The organism is Pseudomonas sp. lyk4-R2A-10 (genome assembly GCF_030209075.1).
GTDB lineage: Bacteria > Pseudomonadota > Gammaproteobacteria > Pseudomonadales > Pseudomonadaceae > Aquipseudomonas > Aquipseudomonas glycinae.
Genome location: NZ_JARVSR010000001.1, coordinates 352966 through 367998, shown reverse-complemented (window position 1 = coordinate 367998; position 15033 = coordinate 352966). Strand labels below are relative to the sequence as shown.

Here is a 15033-nt window from a genome sequence, read left to right as displayed (position 1 = left end):
CGTGAGTCAATCACACTTCAATCACGTCTTCCTCGCCCAGCGCACCTCGCTGCTGCGGACCCTGGAACGGATGGTCAACAACCACAGCACCGCCGAAGACCTGTTGCAGGAAACCTACCTGCGCGTCACCCGGGCGCTGGGCGAACGGGCCATCGATCACCTTGAACCCTTTGTCTTCCAGACCGCGCGCAACCTGGCGCTGGACCATTTGCGTGCGCGCAAGATTCATTCACGCACCATGGTCGACGACGTGCCGCAGGACGTGGTGCACAGCGTCGCCGCCCCCGCCAGCAGCGCCGAAGACGCCGCCCACGCCGAACAATTGCTGGAGCGTCTGAACGTGAGCCTCGGTGAACTCAGCCCCCGCCAACAACAAATCTTCATCCTCAGCCGTCTGCACGGGCGCAGCTATCAGGAAATCGCCGAAGAACTGAGCGTCTCTCTCAGCACGGTGCAGAAAGAACTCAAACTGATCATGACCATCTGCATCGGTGTCGCCGAGCGTTTGAATGGCGACTGATGCCGTAGGGCTTTTCTGTAAACCTCAGGATCGACTGCACTGATCATCGGGCTTTGTTACCCTTGCCCGACTTTTACGCTTCACTAAAAAAACAGCCGTGCACAGACACTGCCGAGGAAACACCGTGACGGACACCCACCGCTCCCCTTCGCCTTCATCGGCGCAGGACGCCGCCAGCGCAATGGACCAGGCTCTGGACTGGCTCATCGTGCTCGGCAGTCCGGACGAGGAGCAGACCCGGCAATTCCATGCCTGGCTGGCGGCCGATCCGTTGAATGCCGAGGCGTTCGCCAGGGCCCAGGCAATCTGGGACGGCCCGCAGATCGCCCAGTGCGCGCAGAACCTCGCGGCCAAACCGAAGAAAGTCACCGTCCTCACACGTCTGCGCCCGCACTGGAAACCGCTGGCCACCGCCGCGGTGCTGCTGCTCGGGCTATTCAGTTTCAGCGACCTGCCGATGCGTCTGCAGGCCGATCACCTGACCGTGGTCGGCGAGCGTCAGCGCTTGCAGCTCGAGGACGGTTCGAAGGTCCTGCTCAACACTAACTCCGCCTTCTCCAGCACGATCAACGATCAGCAGCGGGTCGCGCGGCTGTATCAGGGCGAAGCATTTTTCGAGATTCCGGCCAGCCGCAGTCAGCCGCTGGAAATCGACGCCGGCCCGGTGAAAGCCAGCGTGCGCGACACCGCGTTCGCCGTACGTTATCTCGACGGCGTGGCGCAGGTGCGGGTGCAGCGTGGCGATGTCGATCTGCGTGCGACCCGTGATGATGCACGGGTGCGGCTGTCCGCCGGAGAAAGCATCCGCATCGGCCCGAACGGTTTCGACCACCCGGCCAAGGTCGACGCCGCTACCGATCTGGCGTGGGTGCAGGGTCGGCTGATCTTCGAGAACTGCCCGCTGAACCAGGTGCTGGCGGAACTGCGCCGCTACTATCCGGGCTTCATCATCAACACCAACGAACAGTTAGCCGACGTCGCCGTCACTGGCAATTACCGTCTCGACCAGCCGCTGGACGTGGTGCGTTCGCTCGCTCACATCACCTCGGCCAAGCTTCAGGAATTCCCAGCGCTGGTGATTCTGAACTAAATGAGAATTATTTTTACTCGATAGCCAAAGCTCGTTCGTCTCGTTATAGCCAATGCAATTGATTCGCATCTCGCGAGATCAATCAGCACCTATAAAGATTCGTGCGACACGGAGCGCTATCGATGTCCTCTCGCCTTACCCGCCAGACTTCTTCCCCTTCCCGCGTGCTGTCGCTGCTGACCGCCGCCATCCTGATGGCCGGCACCGCGCCGCTGATGGCCGCCACCGAACAGCCGACGCGCAACATGGGCGATTACTCGTTCGCCATTGCCCAGCAGCCGCTGGTGTCGGCGCTCAATGCGTTCACCGCGGTCACCGGCTGGCAGGTCGGTTTGCCGGCGGAACTGGGTCAAGACGTGTCGTCGCCGGGCGTGCGCGGTTCGCTGCCACCGGAAAAAGCCCTGGAGCGTCTGTTGGTGGGGACCAACCTGAGCTTCCGCAAACTGAGCAACAACAACGTCGTGCTGGAAAAACGCGCCAGCAGCGGCGCACTCAACCTGGATCAGGTGACCATCAGCGCCACCCGCCAGGAACAGTCGATCAATAGCGTGCCGGCCACCGTCACCGTGCAGACCCGTCAGGATCTGGACCGCAACAACGTCAACACCATCAAGGATCTGGTGCGCTACGAGCCGGGCGTATCCGTGGGCGGCGCCGGCCAGCGTGGCGGGATCAGCGGCTACAACATTCGCGGCATCGACGGCGACCGCATCCTGACTCAGGTCGACGGCGTCGAAGTGCCGGACGGTTTCTTCAATGGTCCGTACGCCAAGACTCAGCGCAATTACGTTGACCCGGAAATCGTCAAACGCGTCGAAATTCTTCGCGGCCCGGCCTCGGTGCTGTACGGCAGCAACGCCATCGGCGGCGCGGTCAGCTACTACACCCTCGACCCGGACGACATCATCAAGCCCGGCAAAGACGTCGGCGCCCGCCTGAAAACCGGCTACAGCTCCGCCGACGAGAGCTGGCTGAAATCCGCCACCGTCGCCGGTCGCGCCGACCAGTTCGACGGCTTGCTGCACTACAGCCAGCGCGACGGTCATGAAACCGATTCCTACGGCAGCAACAACGGCACGGGCCTGGAACGCACCGCCGCCAACCCGGAGGACGTGAAAGCCACCAACGTGCTGGCCAAGATCGGCTGGAACTACAACGAAGGTTCGCGCCTGGGCCTGACCTACGAAAAGTACAAGGATGATCGCGACACCGATCAGAAAAGCGCCTACGGCGGCCCGTACTTCAACGGTGCTCCGACGATCCCGAACAGCGTGCTGCCCGGCGGCATGTACCAGTGGCGCACCGGCAACGACACCATCACCCGCGAGCGTTTCGGCCTGGAGCACAGCTTCGAGCTCGACAGCCTGCTGGCGGACAACGTGAAGTGGAGCCTCAACCACCAGACCGCCAAGACCGACCAGAGCACCGACGAGTTCTATTACCCGATCACCCGTAAAGTCCTGCGCACCCGCGACACGATCTACGAAGAAAAACAGTGGGTCTTCGACGCGCAACTGGACAAGGCATTCGCCATCGGTGACACCGATCACGTGCTGACCTACGGCACCACGATCAAGCAGCAGAAAGTCACCGGCTCGCGCAGCGGCGACGGCAAGTGCCTGGCGGTCGGTCGCGGCTGCACCGCCATCGGCGCTACCAGCGCAGCCGACGTGCTGAAAAAGTCCAGCGACTTCCCGGACCCGACCATCAACACCTACAGCCTGTTCGCCCAGGATCAGATCAGCTGGAACAACTGGACCTTCCTGCCGGGCCTGCGCTACGACTACACCCAGCTCAAGCCGCACATCACCCAGGAATTCCTCAACACCGTGGCCGCCGACGGTAATGGCACGGTCAGTGATTCGAACAAGACATGGCATAAAGTCTCGCCGAAATTCGGCCTGACCTACGCCCTGACCGAAAACTACACCTGGTACGGTCAGTACGCCGAAGGCTTCCGCACCCCGACCGCGAAAGCCCTGTACGGCCGCTTCGAGAACAGCACCACCGGCTACAACGTGGCACCGAACCCGGACCTGGAGCCGGAAAAGAGCAAAAGCTATGAAACCGGCCTGCGCGGCAACTTCGAGCAAGGCTCGTTCGACGTGGCGGTGTTCTATAACAAGTACCGCGACTTCATCAACGAAGACGCCGTCACCCCTGGCTACGACGAGCTGACCTTCCAGTCGAGCAACATCAAGCACGCCACCATCAAGGGTGCCGAAGTCAAAGGTCGTCTGAACCTCGATTCCTTCGGCGCGCCGCAAGGCCTGTATACCCAGGGTTCGATCTCCTACGCCTACGGACGCAACAACGACAACGGCGAGCCGTTGAACAGCGTCAACCCGCTGACCGGCGTGTTCGGCCTCGGTTACGACCAGGACAACTACGGCGGCCTGCTGAGCTGGACCGTGGTCAAGAAGAAGGATCGCGTCGACGACAGCAACTTCAAATCGCCGGACGGGGTCAGCAGTCAGTTCAAGACTCCGGGCTTCGGCATTCTCGATCTGGCCGGTTATTACAAGGTCACCGACGACGTCACCGTCAGCGGCGGCATCTACAACCTGACCGACAAGAAATACTGGCTGTGGGATGACGTGCGCGGTTACGACAGCGTCGGCGAAGCGTCGGTGACACAACCGGCCAACCTCGATCGCCTGACCCAGCCGGGTCGCAACTTCGCGATCAATCTGGTCTGGGATATCTGATCCGGATGACCTCACGGCGCGCGCATGGCCGCGCCGTGAGGTTTTTTTACTGTCCGGCGCTTGCCCGTACGTCTCGTTATCAAGCGCCTCTTCTTTTCAAGGACATCTCATGAGCACCCCGGAAAAAGCCCTGCGTTCGCAACGCCTGAACCAGATCACCCACGAGCCGCACAGCAAGCTCGATGCGCTGGTCAAGGCCCACGCGCCGTTCGAGACCCGCGCCAATTTCGCCCGCTTCGTGGTTGCGCAATACCTGTTCCAGTCGGAGCTGGTGTCGCTGTACAACGATGCCGAACTGACCGCTATCGTCCCTGACCTGCCGGCCCGCTGCCGCGCCGAAGCCGCCAGGGCCGACCTCGCCGACCTCGACACCGAAGTGCCTGCGCCAGTCGCCGGCGCGGTGAAAAACCCGAGCAAGGCCCGCGCCCTCGGCTGGATTTTCGTGTCCGAGGGTTCAAAGCTTGGCGCTGCGTTCCTGATCAAACGCGCGGTGGCGCTGGACCTGAGCGAAACCTTTGGCGCCCGTCATCTGGGCGAACCTGAAGGCGGTCGTGCCGAAGGCTGGAAGAGCTTTGTACGCACCCTCGATTCGCTGCAATTCAGCGCTGAAGAGGAAGCCGAAGTGGAGCAAGGCGCGATCGACGCGTTCAACCGCTTCACCGTGTTGCTGGAACAGGCTTACTCGACTGAAGCCGAACCGGCCTGATTGCTTAATTCCTGTGGAAGCCTGGCTTCCACAGGGAACTGCATAAGCCTGTAAGATTCCCATCCCGCTTCATAAGTCTCTCGCTGAGCCCATGCCCCAACCCGCCGCCTCCCGACTCGCCCGCCTGCTGTTCGGCCTGCTCGCCTATGTCAGCCTCGGCATCGGCCTGATCGCCATCGTCGTGCCCGGCCTGCCGACCACCGAGTTCATCCTGCTCGCTGCCTGGGCCGCGACCCGCAGTTCGCCGCGCCTGAGTGCCTGGCTGGAAAACCATCGTCTGTTCGGCCCGATCCTGAGCAACTGGCGCAACGGCAAGATCATCGCCCGCAAGGCCAAGGTCAGCGCCACGGTCAGCATGTTGCTGTGCGCCACGCTGATGCTGGTGATGCTCGATCACGGCTGGCCGATCTATCTGGCGATTGTGGGGATGACGATGGGCAACCTGTGGATCTGGTCACGACCGGAAGCGTTGCCGAAAATTTCCTGATTTTCCCCTTGTTTTCAGGGTATTTACCCGCGCAAACGTTTAGCCGCGACCGCTCGTCGGCTTGTGATTCATGCCTGTCCGCCCCGCGCCGATGAGCATTGAATGGCGCTGAATGGATTTGGCGAACCGGGCACCTTCCTGCCTCTTAGCCAACAGCTCATCCATTCGCGAGAACGTCCCATGTTCGACTCTCTGTCCATTCGCCTGAAAATCGTCCTGCTGTCCGGCCTGTGCCTGCTCGGTGTGGTCGCGCTGATCGTTGGCATCAATATTTACCAGACCAACCAGAACGACGAACTGGTCAGCACTTCCAGCAGCAAGATGCTCACCGCCAGTGTGCAGGACCTGCTGCAGGCCAAGGCTGCCGAACAGGCGGTGCAAGTGCAGAAAACCTTCGGCGAGAGCCTGCTGGTGATCACCGCCCTGGCCGACCAGGTCAAGGACATGCGCGTCATGGCTGCCAAGCGTTCGCTGGACGCCGGCGCCCTGCGTGAAGAGTTGAACCAGAGCCTGAAAACCGCCTTCGAACGCAACAGCAAGGTGCTCGGCATCTGGCTGGCGTTCGAACCGAACGGACTGGATGGCAAGGACAGCGAATTCGCCAACGATGCCGCGCGTCAGTCCAACGAGGCGGGGCGTTTCGCCAGTTACTGGAGCCGTGCTGCGGGTCCGTCGCTGAACACGATCATGGTCGAAGACGACATGAACAAGACCACCCTCAGCGTCAGCGGCACGCCTTACAACAGCTGGTACACCTGCCCTCGCGACAACAAGCGCACCTGCCTGCTTGATCCTTACGCCGATACCGTGGGCGGCAAGGAAATGCTCATGACCACCATTTCCGTACCGTTGCTGGTGGACGGCAAGGCCATCGGCGTGGTCGGCATCGACATTGCCCTGGATGCGCTGCAAGCGGCGGCCGTCAATTCCCAGCGTGAGCTGTTCAACAGTGCCGGACACATGCTGATCGTCTCCGGCAGCGGCGTGCTGGGCGCCTACAGCACCGACGCAACCAAAGTCGGCAAAGGCATCACCGAAACCCTCGGTGCCGAAGGCAAGGACATCCTGCAACTGCTGAGCGCCGGCACGCCGAAGATTCTCGAACAGGGCGACCTGATCCGCGCCGTGTACCCGGTCGATCCGATTGGCAACTCCCGGGCCTGGGGCGTGGTCATCGACCTGCCGAAACAAGTGCTGCTGGCCGACTCGGTCAAGCTCCAGGCAGTGCTCGACGATGCCCAGCAAACCGGCATGATTACCGCGTTGGCGGTGGCCGTGATCGCCGGCCTGATCGGTCTGCTGCTGATCTGGCTCACCGCCTCCGGCGTGACCCGCCCGATCAACAGCGTCGCCGAAATGCTGAAGAACATCGCCAGCGGCGAAGGCGACCTGACCCAGCGCCTGAACTACACCAAGAAAGACGAACTGGGCGAACTGGTGAACTGGTTCAACCGCTTCCTCGACAAGCTGCAACCGACCATCGCCCAGATCAAACAGAGCATCACCGAGGCCCGTGGCACCGCCGATCAATCGTCGGAAATCGCCCGCCAGACCAGCGAAGGCATGCAGGTGCAGTTCCGCGAGATCGATCAGGTGGCAACCGCCTCCAACGAGATGAGCGCCACCGCCCACGACGTGGCCAACAGCGCCTCGAATGCGGCCAACGCGGCGAAAGGCGCCGACCAGTCGGCCAAGGACGGCATGTCGATCATCGAGCGCAGCACCCGCGACATCAATCAACTGGCGGACGAAGTCAGCAAAGCGGTGACCGAAGTCGAAGAGCTGGCAGTCAACAGCGAGCAGATCGGTTCGGTGCTGGAAGTGATCCGCAGCATCGCTGAACAGACCAACCTGCTGGCACTGAACGCCGCGATCGAAGCGGCCCGTGCCGGTGAAAGCGGTCGTGGTTTTGCGGTGGTGGCCGACGAAGTCCGTAACCTCGCCAAGCGCACTCAGGATTCGGTGGAAGAAATCCGCGTGGTCATCGAACGCATCCAGACCGGCACCCGTGGCGTGGTCGCGACCATGCACTCGAGCCAGACCCAGGCTCACAACAACGCCGGGCAGATCCGCCAGGCCGTGGACGCCCTCGGCAAGATCAGCGACGCGGTCACCGTGATCAGCGACATGAACCTGCAGATCGCCAGCGCCGCCGAACAGCAGAGCGCGGTGGCCGAAGAGGTCAACCGCAACGTCTCGGCGATCCGCACCGTCACCGAAACCCTGACCGAACAGGCCACCGAATCGGCGGCGATCAGCAGCCAGCTCAACGCCCTGGCCAGCCAGCAGATGAAATTGATGGATCAGTTCCGCGTCTGATTTGATCTATGATCAGGCCCTCTTCCGGAGGGCCTTCGATGACTGATCTGCTCACGTCCATTCAAGCCGCACTCGGCTTGTCCCCCACGCCGATTCCGTTCACCGGCGAGGGCGCCCTGCCCTCGGCGTTTGCCGTTACTGACCTTGCCTGCGCGAGCATTGCCGCTGCCGGGCAGGCAGTCGCCGAACTCCTTCAGCAGCAGACCGGTCACTTGCCCGGCGTAGAAGTCGACCGTCGCCTCGCCTCGTTCTGGTTCGCCACCTCGCTACGACCCATCGGCTGGGAAGTGCCGCCGCTGTGGGATCCGGTGGCCGGCGACTATGCGACCAAAGACGGCTGGATCCGCCTGCACACCAACGCCCCGCATCACCGCGCCGCTGCTGAACGCGTGCTCGGCGCCTGTGCAGACCGCGCAGCGATGGCGGCGAAAGTCGCGCAATGGGCCAGTGCCGATCTGGAGCAAGCGGTGGTCGAGGCCAAGGGTTGTGCGGCTGAGATGCGCAGCTGGGAACAGTGGCAGAAACATCCCCAAGGGTTGGCGGTGAATGCCGAACCCTTGGTGCATTTCAGTGACGGGAAAGAAGAAAGTCATCAACCCTGGCAAGGCTCGGTGGCGCGGCCATTGGCCGGGCTCAAGGTGCTCGATCTGACCCGCGTACTGGCCGGCCCGACCGCCAGCCGCTTCCTCGCGGGGCTCGGCGCCAACGTGCTGCGCATCGACCCGCCGACCTGGAACGAACCCGGCGTGGTGCCGGAAGTGACCCTCGGCAAACGTTGTGCGCGACTGGATCTGCATGTGCCGGCAGATCGCACAGTGTTCGAAAGCCTGCTCAAGGATGCCGACATTCTGCTGCACGGCTATCGCGCCGACGCCCTTGAACATCTCGGCTTCGGCGTCGAACGCCGCCGACAACTGGCGCCGGGGCTGATCGACGTTTGCCTCAACGCCTACGGCTGGAGCGGCCCGTGGCAGAACCGTCGGGGCTTCGACAGTCTGGTGCAGATGAGCAGCGGAATCGCCGAGGCCGGGCAGCGCTGGAAGCAGGCGGACAAACCGACACCGCTGCCGGTGCAGGCGCTGGATCATGCGACGGGGTATCTGATGGCGGCGAGTGTGATTCGGTTGCTGGCTGAACGGTTACGCAGTGGTCGAGGTGGATCGGCGCGGTTGTCGCTGGCGCGGACGGCGAAGTTGTTGATTGAGCATGGACCGGGGACTGACCAGGCGTTGCTTCCGGAATATCCACAGGATCAGAGCTTGAGCTTGGAGCAGACACCATGGGGGCCGGCACATCGGCTTCAGGCGCCGCTGCGTATTGCTGGAACGCCGTTGCAGTGGACTTTGCCGGCAACTGAATTGGGTTCACATCGGGCGCAGTGGTGACCTCTCCACCGTTTTCGCGAGAAACCCGAGCATCGCCGGCCAGTCGTAAGGCCCCTGAAAGTCGAGCCGCAATCTCACAGGGACAACACGCCGCTGTACAACCCGTAGGCCGCAAGCCCGGCCCCGGCGATGACGCAGGTGAAAATCCCCTTCTCGAGCGTGGTGAACAACGGCTCGCCCTGCTCATGCTTGGCCTTGGCGAACAGGATCACGCCCGGCGCATACAACAGCGCCGACAGCAGCAGGTATTTCACCCCGCCGGCATACAACAGCCACACCGCGTAGCACAGCGCGATACCGCCGATCAGCAGATCCTTGGTACGTTCGGCGGAGGCATGTTCATAGGTCTCACCCCGTCCGCTGAGTAACACGGCGTAGGCTGCCGACCACAGATACGGCACCAGAATCATCGACGAGGCGAGGTAAATCAGGCTGGTGTAAGTACCGGCGGAAAACAGCGTGATCAGCAGGAAAATCTGGATCATCACGTTGGTCAGCCACAACGCATTGACCGGCACATGGTTGGCGTTTTCCTTTTTCAGGAACGCCGGCATCGTGTTGTCCTTGGCAGTGGCGAACAGGATCTCGGCGCACAACAGCGCCCACGACAACAACGCACCGAGCAATGAAATGGCCAGGCCCACGCTGATCAGCAGCGCACCCCATGGCCCGACAATATGTTCCAGTACGGCGGCCAGCGACGGATTCTGCAAGGTCGCCAGTTCCGGCTGGCTCATGATCCCCAGCGACAACACATTGACCAGCACCAGCAGCGCCAGCACACCGATGAAACCGATCACCGTGGCACGGCCCACATCGGTGCGCTTCTCCGCCCGAGCCGAGTAAACGCTGGCGCCTTCGATACCGATGAACACGAACACCGTGACCAGCATCATGTTGCGCACCTGATCCATCACGCCACCGAAATTCGGGTTGCTGCGGCCCCATATGTCGCGGGTAAAAATATCGGCCTTGAACGCCACGGCGGCGATAACCACGAACATGATCAGCGGAATGATCTTGGCCACGGTGGTCAACTGATTGATCAGCGCGGCTTCCTTGATCCCGCGCATCACCAGAAAGTGCACGGCCCACAGCAACACCGAAGCGCAGCCAATCGCAATCGGCGTATTGCCCTGGCCGAATACCGGAAAGAAGTAGCCGAGGGTGCTGAACAGCAACACGAAATACCCGACGTTGCCCAGCCAGGCGCTGATCCAGTAACCCCACGCGGAAGAAAAGCCCATGTAATCGCCGAACCCGGCCTTGGCGTAGGCATACACGCCGGAGTCCAGTTCCGGCTTGCGATTGGCCAAAGTCTGGAACACGAACGCCAGGGTGAGCATGCCGATCGCCGTGATGCCCCAGCCGATCAGGATGGCGCCGGCATCGGCCCGGGCTGCCATGTTTTGCGGCAAGGAAAAAATCCCCCCGCCAATCATCGAACCCACCACCAGGGCGATCAGTGCGCCAAGGCGCAGTTTTTGCGTCGGTTGCGACATTCCAGCGTCTCCAGGTTCCCGAGGTCGGCATTGGCCGCCCATGGTCATGTAACCGGTATTAACCAAACGGTTAGAGCGTAAGTACGTTTATTGAATAACGCCAATCAACGTCTTTTATATATAGCGGATGGCACTAATGCCTAGCACGGATAGGCAATTTTGTGTGCGAATCCTGATAATTCGATTCTGTACTGGAAACAGAGGCGAAAAATTTGCCAAACCTTGAAAACGGACTAGCGTGATAACTCGAAAGTAATAGGAAAAGTTCCCAACTATATATGCCGAAAGCCTCTAGGACAGGCTTTACACGCAGAAGCCGTATGCCATCAGACGTTTCATAAGTCATTCATTAACAATGGAATGTGACCATGCACTGATCTAAGTCAGCTGTTTGAAAAGCCAACAGAACTACGCTGTGAACTCTTCTCTCCTGCAATGGAGTCATGCAATGTCTGAAGCTCCCGGAAAACTACGACTAGGTGCACTGGTCGCGTTGGTAGTCGGCTCAATGATCGGTGGCGGGATATTCTCTTTGCCACAAAACATGGCCGCCAGTGCCGATGTCGGCGCGGTACTGATTGGCTGGGCCATCACCGCTGTCGGCATGCTCACCCTCGCTTTCGTCTTCCAAACCCTGGCCAATCGCAAGCCTGACCTGGACGGCGGTGTCTACGCCTACGCCAAGGCCGGTTTCGGCGATTACATGGGTTTCTCTTCGGCCTGGGGTTACTGGATCAGTGCCTGGCTGGGCAACGTCGGTTACTTCGTTCTGCTGTTCAGCACTCTCGGGTATTTTTTTCCGATTTTTGGGGAGGGCAACACCGTTGCAGCCGTGATCGGCGCCTCTGTCCTGCTGTGGGGCGTGCACTTTCTGGTACTGCGCGGGATCAAGGAAGCGGCGTTCATCAACCTCGTGACCACCGTCGCCAAGGTCGTGCCGCTGCTGCTGTTCGTATTGATCGCGATCTTCGCCTTCAAACTGGACATCTTCACCGCCGATATCTGGGGCGTGAAAAACCCGGATCTGGGCAGCGTGATGAACCAGGTGCGCAACATGATGCTGGTCACCGTGTGGGTGTTCATCGGCATCGAAGGCGCGAGCATCTTCTCGGCCCGGGCGGAAAAACGTTCGGACGTCGGCAAGGCGACCGTGATCGGTTTCATCACCGTGCTGCTGTTCCTGGTGCTGGTGAACGTGCTGTCGCTGGGCATCATGACTCAGCCGGAACTGGCAAAACTGCAGAACCCGTCGATGGCCGCCGTGCTGGAACACGTGGTCGGTCACTGGGGCGCGGTGCTGATCAGCGTCGGTCTGATCATCTCGCTGCTGGGGGCGTTGCTGTCGTGGGTGCTGCTGTGTGCGGAGATCATGTTCGCCGCTGCCAAAGACCACACCATGCCGGAGTTCCTGCGCAAGGAAAACGCCAACCACGTGCCGGTCAACGCCCTGTGGCTGACCAACGCGATGGTGCAGCTGTTCCTGATCATCACTCTGTTTTCGGCCAGCACTTACCTGTCGCTGATCTACCTCGCCACTTCGATGATTCTGGTGCCGTACCTGTGGTCGGCGGCCTACGCCCTGCTGCTGGCGGTGCGCGGCGAAAGCTACGAAGGCTTCGCGGCCGAACGGCGCAAGGACCTGATCATCGGCGCCATCGCCCTGATCTATGCGGTGTGGCTGCTCTACGCCGGTGGCGTGAAGTACCTGCTGCTCTCGGCCCTGCTCTATGCCCCCGGCGCGATCCTGTTCGCCAAGGCCAAGCTCGAACTCAAACAACCGGTTTTCACCAACGTCGAGAAGCTGATTTTCGCCGCAGTGGTCGTGGGCGCCCTGGTGGCTGCCTACGGACTGTATGACGGCTTCCTGACTCTGTAATTGCCCAACGTTTTCACTCTGGAGGATCACCGAAATGACCACGGAAAAAGCTAAGTACGGCGTCCATTCCGAAGCCGGCAAACTGCGCAAAGTCATGGTTTGCTCCCCAGGTCTGGCCCATCAGCGGCTGACCCCGAACAACTGCGATGAACTGCTGTTCGACGACGTGCTGTGGGTCGCTCAGGCCAAGCGCGACCACTTCGACTTCGTGACCAAGATGCGTGAGCGCGGAATCGACGTGCTGGAAATGCACAACCTGCTGACCGACATCGTCGGCAACCCCGAAGCGCTGGACTGGATCCTCGAGCGCAAGGTCACCGCCGACTCGGTGGGCCTGGGCCTGATCAACGAAGTCAAATCCTGGCTGAAAAGCCTGGAGCCGCGACACATCGCCGAATTCCTGATTGGCGGCGTGTCCGCCGATGACCTGCCGGACAGCTTCGGTGGCAAGACCATCCAGATGTTCCGCGACTTCCTCGGCCACTCCAGTTTCATTCTGCCGCCGCTGCCGAACACCCAGTTCACCCGCGACACCACCTGCTGGATTTACGGTGGCGTGACGCTGAACCCGATGTACTGGCCGGCGCGTCGTCAGGAGACCTTGCTGACCACCGCCATCTACAAATTCCATCCGCAGTTCACCAACGCCGATTTCGAGATCTGGTACGGCGACCCGGACAAGGATCACGGCAGCTCGACCCTCGAAGGCGGCGACGTCATGCCAATCGGCAACGGCGTGGTGCTGATCGGTATGGGCGAGCGCTCGTCGCGTCAGGCCATCGGCCAACTGGCGCTGAACCTGTTCAAGAACAAGGCCGTGGAAAAAGTCATCGTCGCCGGCCTGCCGAAGTCTCGCGCCGCGATGCACCTCGATACCGTGTTCAGCTTCTGCGACCGCGACCTCGTCACGATCTTCCCGGAAGTGGTCAACCAGATCGTCGCCTTCACCCTGCGCCCTGACGAAAGCAAACAGGGCGGCATCGACATCCGTCGCGAAGAAGGCACGTTCCTCGACGTCGTGGCCAAAGCCCTCAACCTGCCGAAACTGCGCGTCGTCGAAACCGGCGGCAACAGCTTCGCCGCCGAACGCGAGCAATGGGACGACGGCAACAACGTGGTGGCCGTGGAGCCGGGCGTGGTCATCGGCTACGACCGCAACACTTACACCAACACCCTGCTGCGCAAGGCCGGGGTCGAGGTCATCACCATCAGCGCCGGCGAACTCGGTCGCGGCCGTGGCGGCGGCCACTGCATGACTTGCCCGATCATCCGCGACCCTATCGATTACTAAACGACCATCTCCCCGGCCGCACTGACCCTGTCGCGGCCGGGCCGATTACCGAATCCAAGGAGAATCATCATGGCGTTCAACATTCACAACCGTAACCTGCTCAGCCTGGAACACCACACCCCACGTGAGCTGCGCTACCTGCTCGACCTGTCCCGCGACCTGAAGCGCGCCAAGTACACCGGCACCGAGCAGCAACACCTGAAGGGCAACAACATCGCCCTGATCTTCGAAAAAACCTCGACCCGCACCCGCTGCGCGTTCGAAGTCGCCGCTTATGACCAGGGCGCCAACGTCACCTACATCGACCCGAACTCCTCGCAGATCGGCCACAAGGAAAGCATGAAGGACACCGCCCGCGTTCTGGGGCGCATGTACGACGCCATCGAGTACCGTGGCTTCAAGCAGGAAATCGTCGAAGAGCTGGCCAAGTTCGCCGGCGTACCGGTGTTCAACGGCCTGACCGATGAGTATCACCCAACGCAGATGATCGCCGACGTGCTGACCATGCGTGAGCACGCCGACAAGCCGATCCACGAGATCAGCTACGCCTACCTGGGCGACGCGCGCAACAACATGGGCAACTCGCTGCTGCTGATCGGCGCCAAACTCGGCATGGATGTGCGCATCTGCGCGCCGAAAGCCCTGTGGCCGCACGACGATCTGGTCGATCGCTGCAAAAAATACGCAGAGGAAAGCGGCGCCCGCATCACCCTGACCGAAGACCCGAAAGCGGCGGTCAAAGGCGTGGACTTCATCCACACCGACGTCTGGGTATCGATGGGCGAGCCGGTGGAAGCCTGGGCCGAGCGTATCCAGCAACTGCTGCCGTATCAGGTCAACGCCGAGCTGATGAAAGCCACCGGCAACCCGCGCACCAAGTTCATGCACTGCCTGCCGGCGTTCCACAACAGCGATACCAAGGTCGGCAAACAGATCGCCGAACAGTATCCGCACCTGGCCAACGGCATCGAAGTGACCGACGACGTGTTCGAGTCGCCGGCCTGCATCGCCTTCGAGCAAGCGGAAAACCGCATGCACACCATCAAGGCGATTCTGGTGTCGACCCTGGCTGATCTGTAAGCGTTGACCCTGACCTGCGGGCGTCGCCGAAGGCTGCGCCCGCAGGCTCACCGAATTCTGAAAGGACTG

The 15033-nt window shown here is 61.3% G+C and carries 11 protein-coding genes and 1 pseudogene; 11 read left to right on the top strand and 1 reads right to left on the bottom strand.

Annotation, left to right across the window (positions count from 1 at the left end):
- Position 1 precedes the first annotated feature (1 nt).
- From QRN46_RS01630 to QRN46_RS01600, 8 genes and pseudogenes are all read left to right on the top strand, one after another.
- Entirely contained in the window at positions 2-520 is a 519-nt protein-coding gene (locus QRN46_RS01630; RefSeq protein WP_201816208.1) for an RNA polymerase sigma factor, read from the top strand.
- Positions 521-644: 124 nt separating this feature from the next.
- Complete coding sequence (locus QRN46_RS01625) at positions 645-1610, top strand: FecR family protein (RefSeq protein WP_011335617.1); 966 nt, start codon at positions 645-647, stop codon at positions 1608-1610.
- Positions 1611-1732: 122 nt separating this feature from the next.
- Entirely contained in the window at positions 1733-4318 is a 2586-nt protein-coding gene (locus QRN46_RS01620) for a TonB-dependent receptor (RefSeq protein WP_285354197.1), read from the top strand.
- Positions 4319-4427: 109 nt separating this feature from the next.
- On the top strand, positions 4428-5024 hold the full coding sequence (locus tag QRN46_RS01615) for a biliverdin-producing heme oxygenase (RefSeq protein WP_011335619.1): 597 nt from the start codon (positions 4428-4430) through the stop codon (positions 5022-5024).
- A gap of 91 nt (positions 5025-5115) precedes the next feature.
- Positions 5116-5511, top strand: coding sequence for a YbaN family protein (locus QRN46_RS01610; protein WP_011335620.1), 396 nt, complete (start codon positions 5116-5118; stop codon positions 5509-5511).
- Between the two features lie 102 nt (positions 5512-5613).
- Positions 5614-6972 (top strand): annotated as a pseudogene (locus QRN46_RS29065) (methyl-accepting chemotaxis protein); the annotation flags it as partial.
- A 102-nt stretch (positions 6973-7074) separates the two neighbouring features.
- A complete protein-coding gene (locus QRN46_RS29060; RefSeq protein ID WP_371320921.1) occupies positions 7075-7830 on the top strand; it encodes a methyl-accepting chemotaxis protein in 756 nt (251 codons plus the stop codon).
- 38 nt (positions 7831-7868) lie between these two features.
- Positions 7869-9215 (top strand): CoA transferase, encoded by a 1347-nt coding sequence (locus QRN46_RS01600; RefSeq protein WP_201816217.1) that lies wholly within the window; start codon positions 7869-7871, stop codon positions 9213-9215.
- A 74-nt stretch (positions 9216-9289) separates the two neighbouring features.
- Here QRN46_RS01600 and arcD (QRN46_RS01595) read toward each other — a convergent pair whose 3' ends face one another.
- Complete coding sequence (gene arcD, locus QRN46_RS01595; RefSeq protein WP_285354196.1) at positions 9290-10717, bottom strand: arginine-ornithine antiporter; 1428 nt, start codon at positions 10715-10717, stop codon at positions 9290-9292.
- A 448-nt stretch (positions 10718-11165) separates the two neighbouring features.
- Between arcD (QRN46_RS01595) and arcD (QRN46_RS01590) the strand changes: the two genes are divergently transcribed.
- The 3 genes from arcD (QRN46_RS01590) to QRN46_RS01580 all read left to right on the top strand — a co-directional run bounded on the left by arcD (QRN46_RS01590) (position 11166) and on the right by QRN46_RS01580 (position 14964).
- Positions 11166-12593: an arginine-ornithine antiporter gene (gene arcD / locus QRN46_RS01590; protein WP_011335624.1), complete on the top strand. Its 1428-nt coding sequence runs from the start codon at positions 11166-11168 to the stop codon at positions 12591-12593.
- Between the two features lie 34 nt (positions 12594-12627).
- Positions 12628-13884 (top strand): arginine deiminase, encoded by a 1257-nt coding sequence (gene arcA / locus QRN46_RS01585; RefSeq protein ID WP_011335625.1) that lies wholly within the window; start codon positions 12628-12630, stop codon positions 13882-13884.
- Between the two features lie 69 nt (positions 13885-13953).
- Positions 13954-14964 carry an ornithine carbamoyltransferase gene (locus QRN46_RS01580; protein WP_201816234.1) on the top strand — a complete coding sequence of 337 codons (1011 nt, stop codon included), beginning with the start codon at positions 13954-13956 and terminating at the stop codon, positions 14962-14964.
- The last annotated feature ends 69 nt before the right edge of the window (positions 14965-15033 follow it).

Coding starts and splice junctions, on each gene's coding strand:
- QRN46_RS01620 (WP_285354197.1), top strand. CDS start 1,733: ATGTCCTCTCGCCTTACCCGCCAGACTTCTTCCCCTTCCCGCGTGCTG.
- QRN46_RS01615 (WP_011335619.1), top strand. CDS start 4,428: ATGAGCACCCCGGAAAAAGCCCTGCGTTCGCAACGCCTGAACCAGATC.
- QRN46_RS01610 (WP_011335620.1), top strand. CDS start 5,116: ATGCCCCAACCCGCCGCCTCCCGACTCGCCCGCCTGCTGTTCGGCCTG.
- QRN46_RS29060 (WP_371320921.1), top strand. CDS start 7,075: ATGCAGGTGCAGTTCCGCGAGATCGATCAGGTGGCAACCGCCTCCAAC.
- QRN46_RS01600 (WP_201816217.1), top strand. CDS start 7,869: ATGACTGATCTGCTCACGTCCATTCAAGCCGCACTCGGCTTGTCCCCC.
- arcD (WP_285354196.1), bottom strand. CDS start 10,717: ATGTCGCAACCGACGCAAAAACTGCGCCTTGGCGCACTGATCGCCCTG.
- arcD (WP_011335624.1), top strand. CDS start 11,166: ATGTCTGAAGCTCCCGGAAAACTACGACTAGGTGCACTGGTCGCGTTG.
- arcA (WP_011335625.1), top strand. CDS start 12,628: ATGACCACGGAAAAAGCTAAGTACGGCGTCCATTCCGAAGCCGGCAAA.
- QRN46_RS01580 (WP_201816234.1), top strand. CDS start 13,954: ATGGCGTTCAACATTCACAACCGTAACCTGCTCAGCCTGGAACACCAC.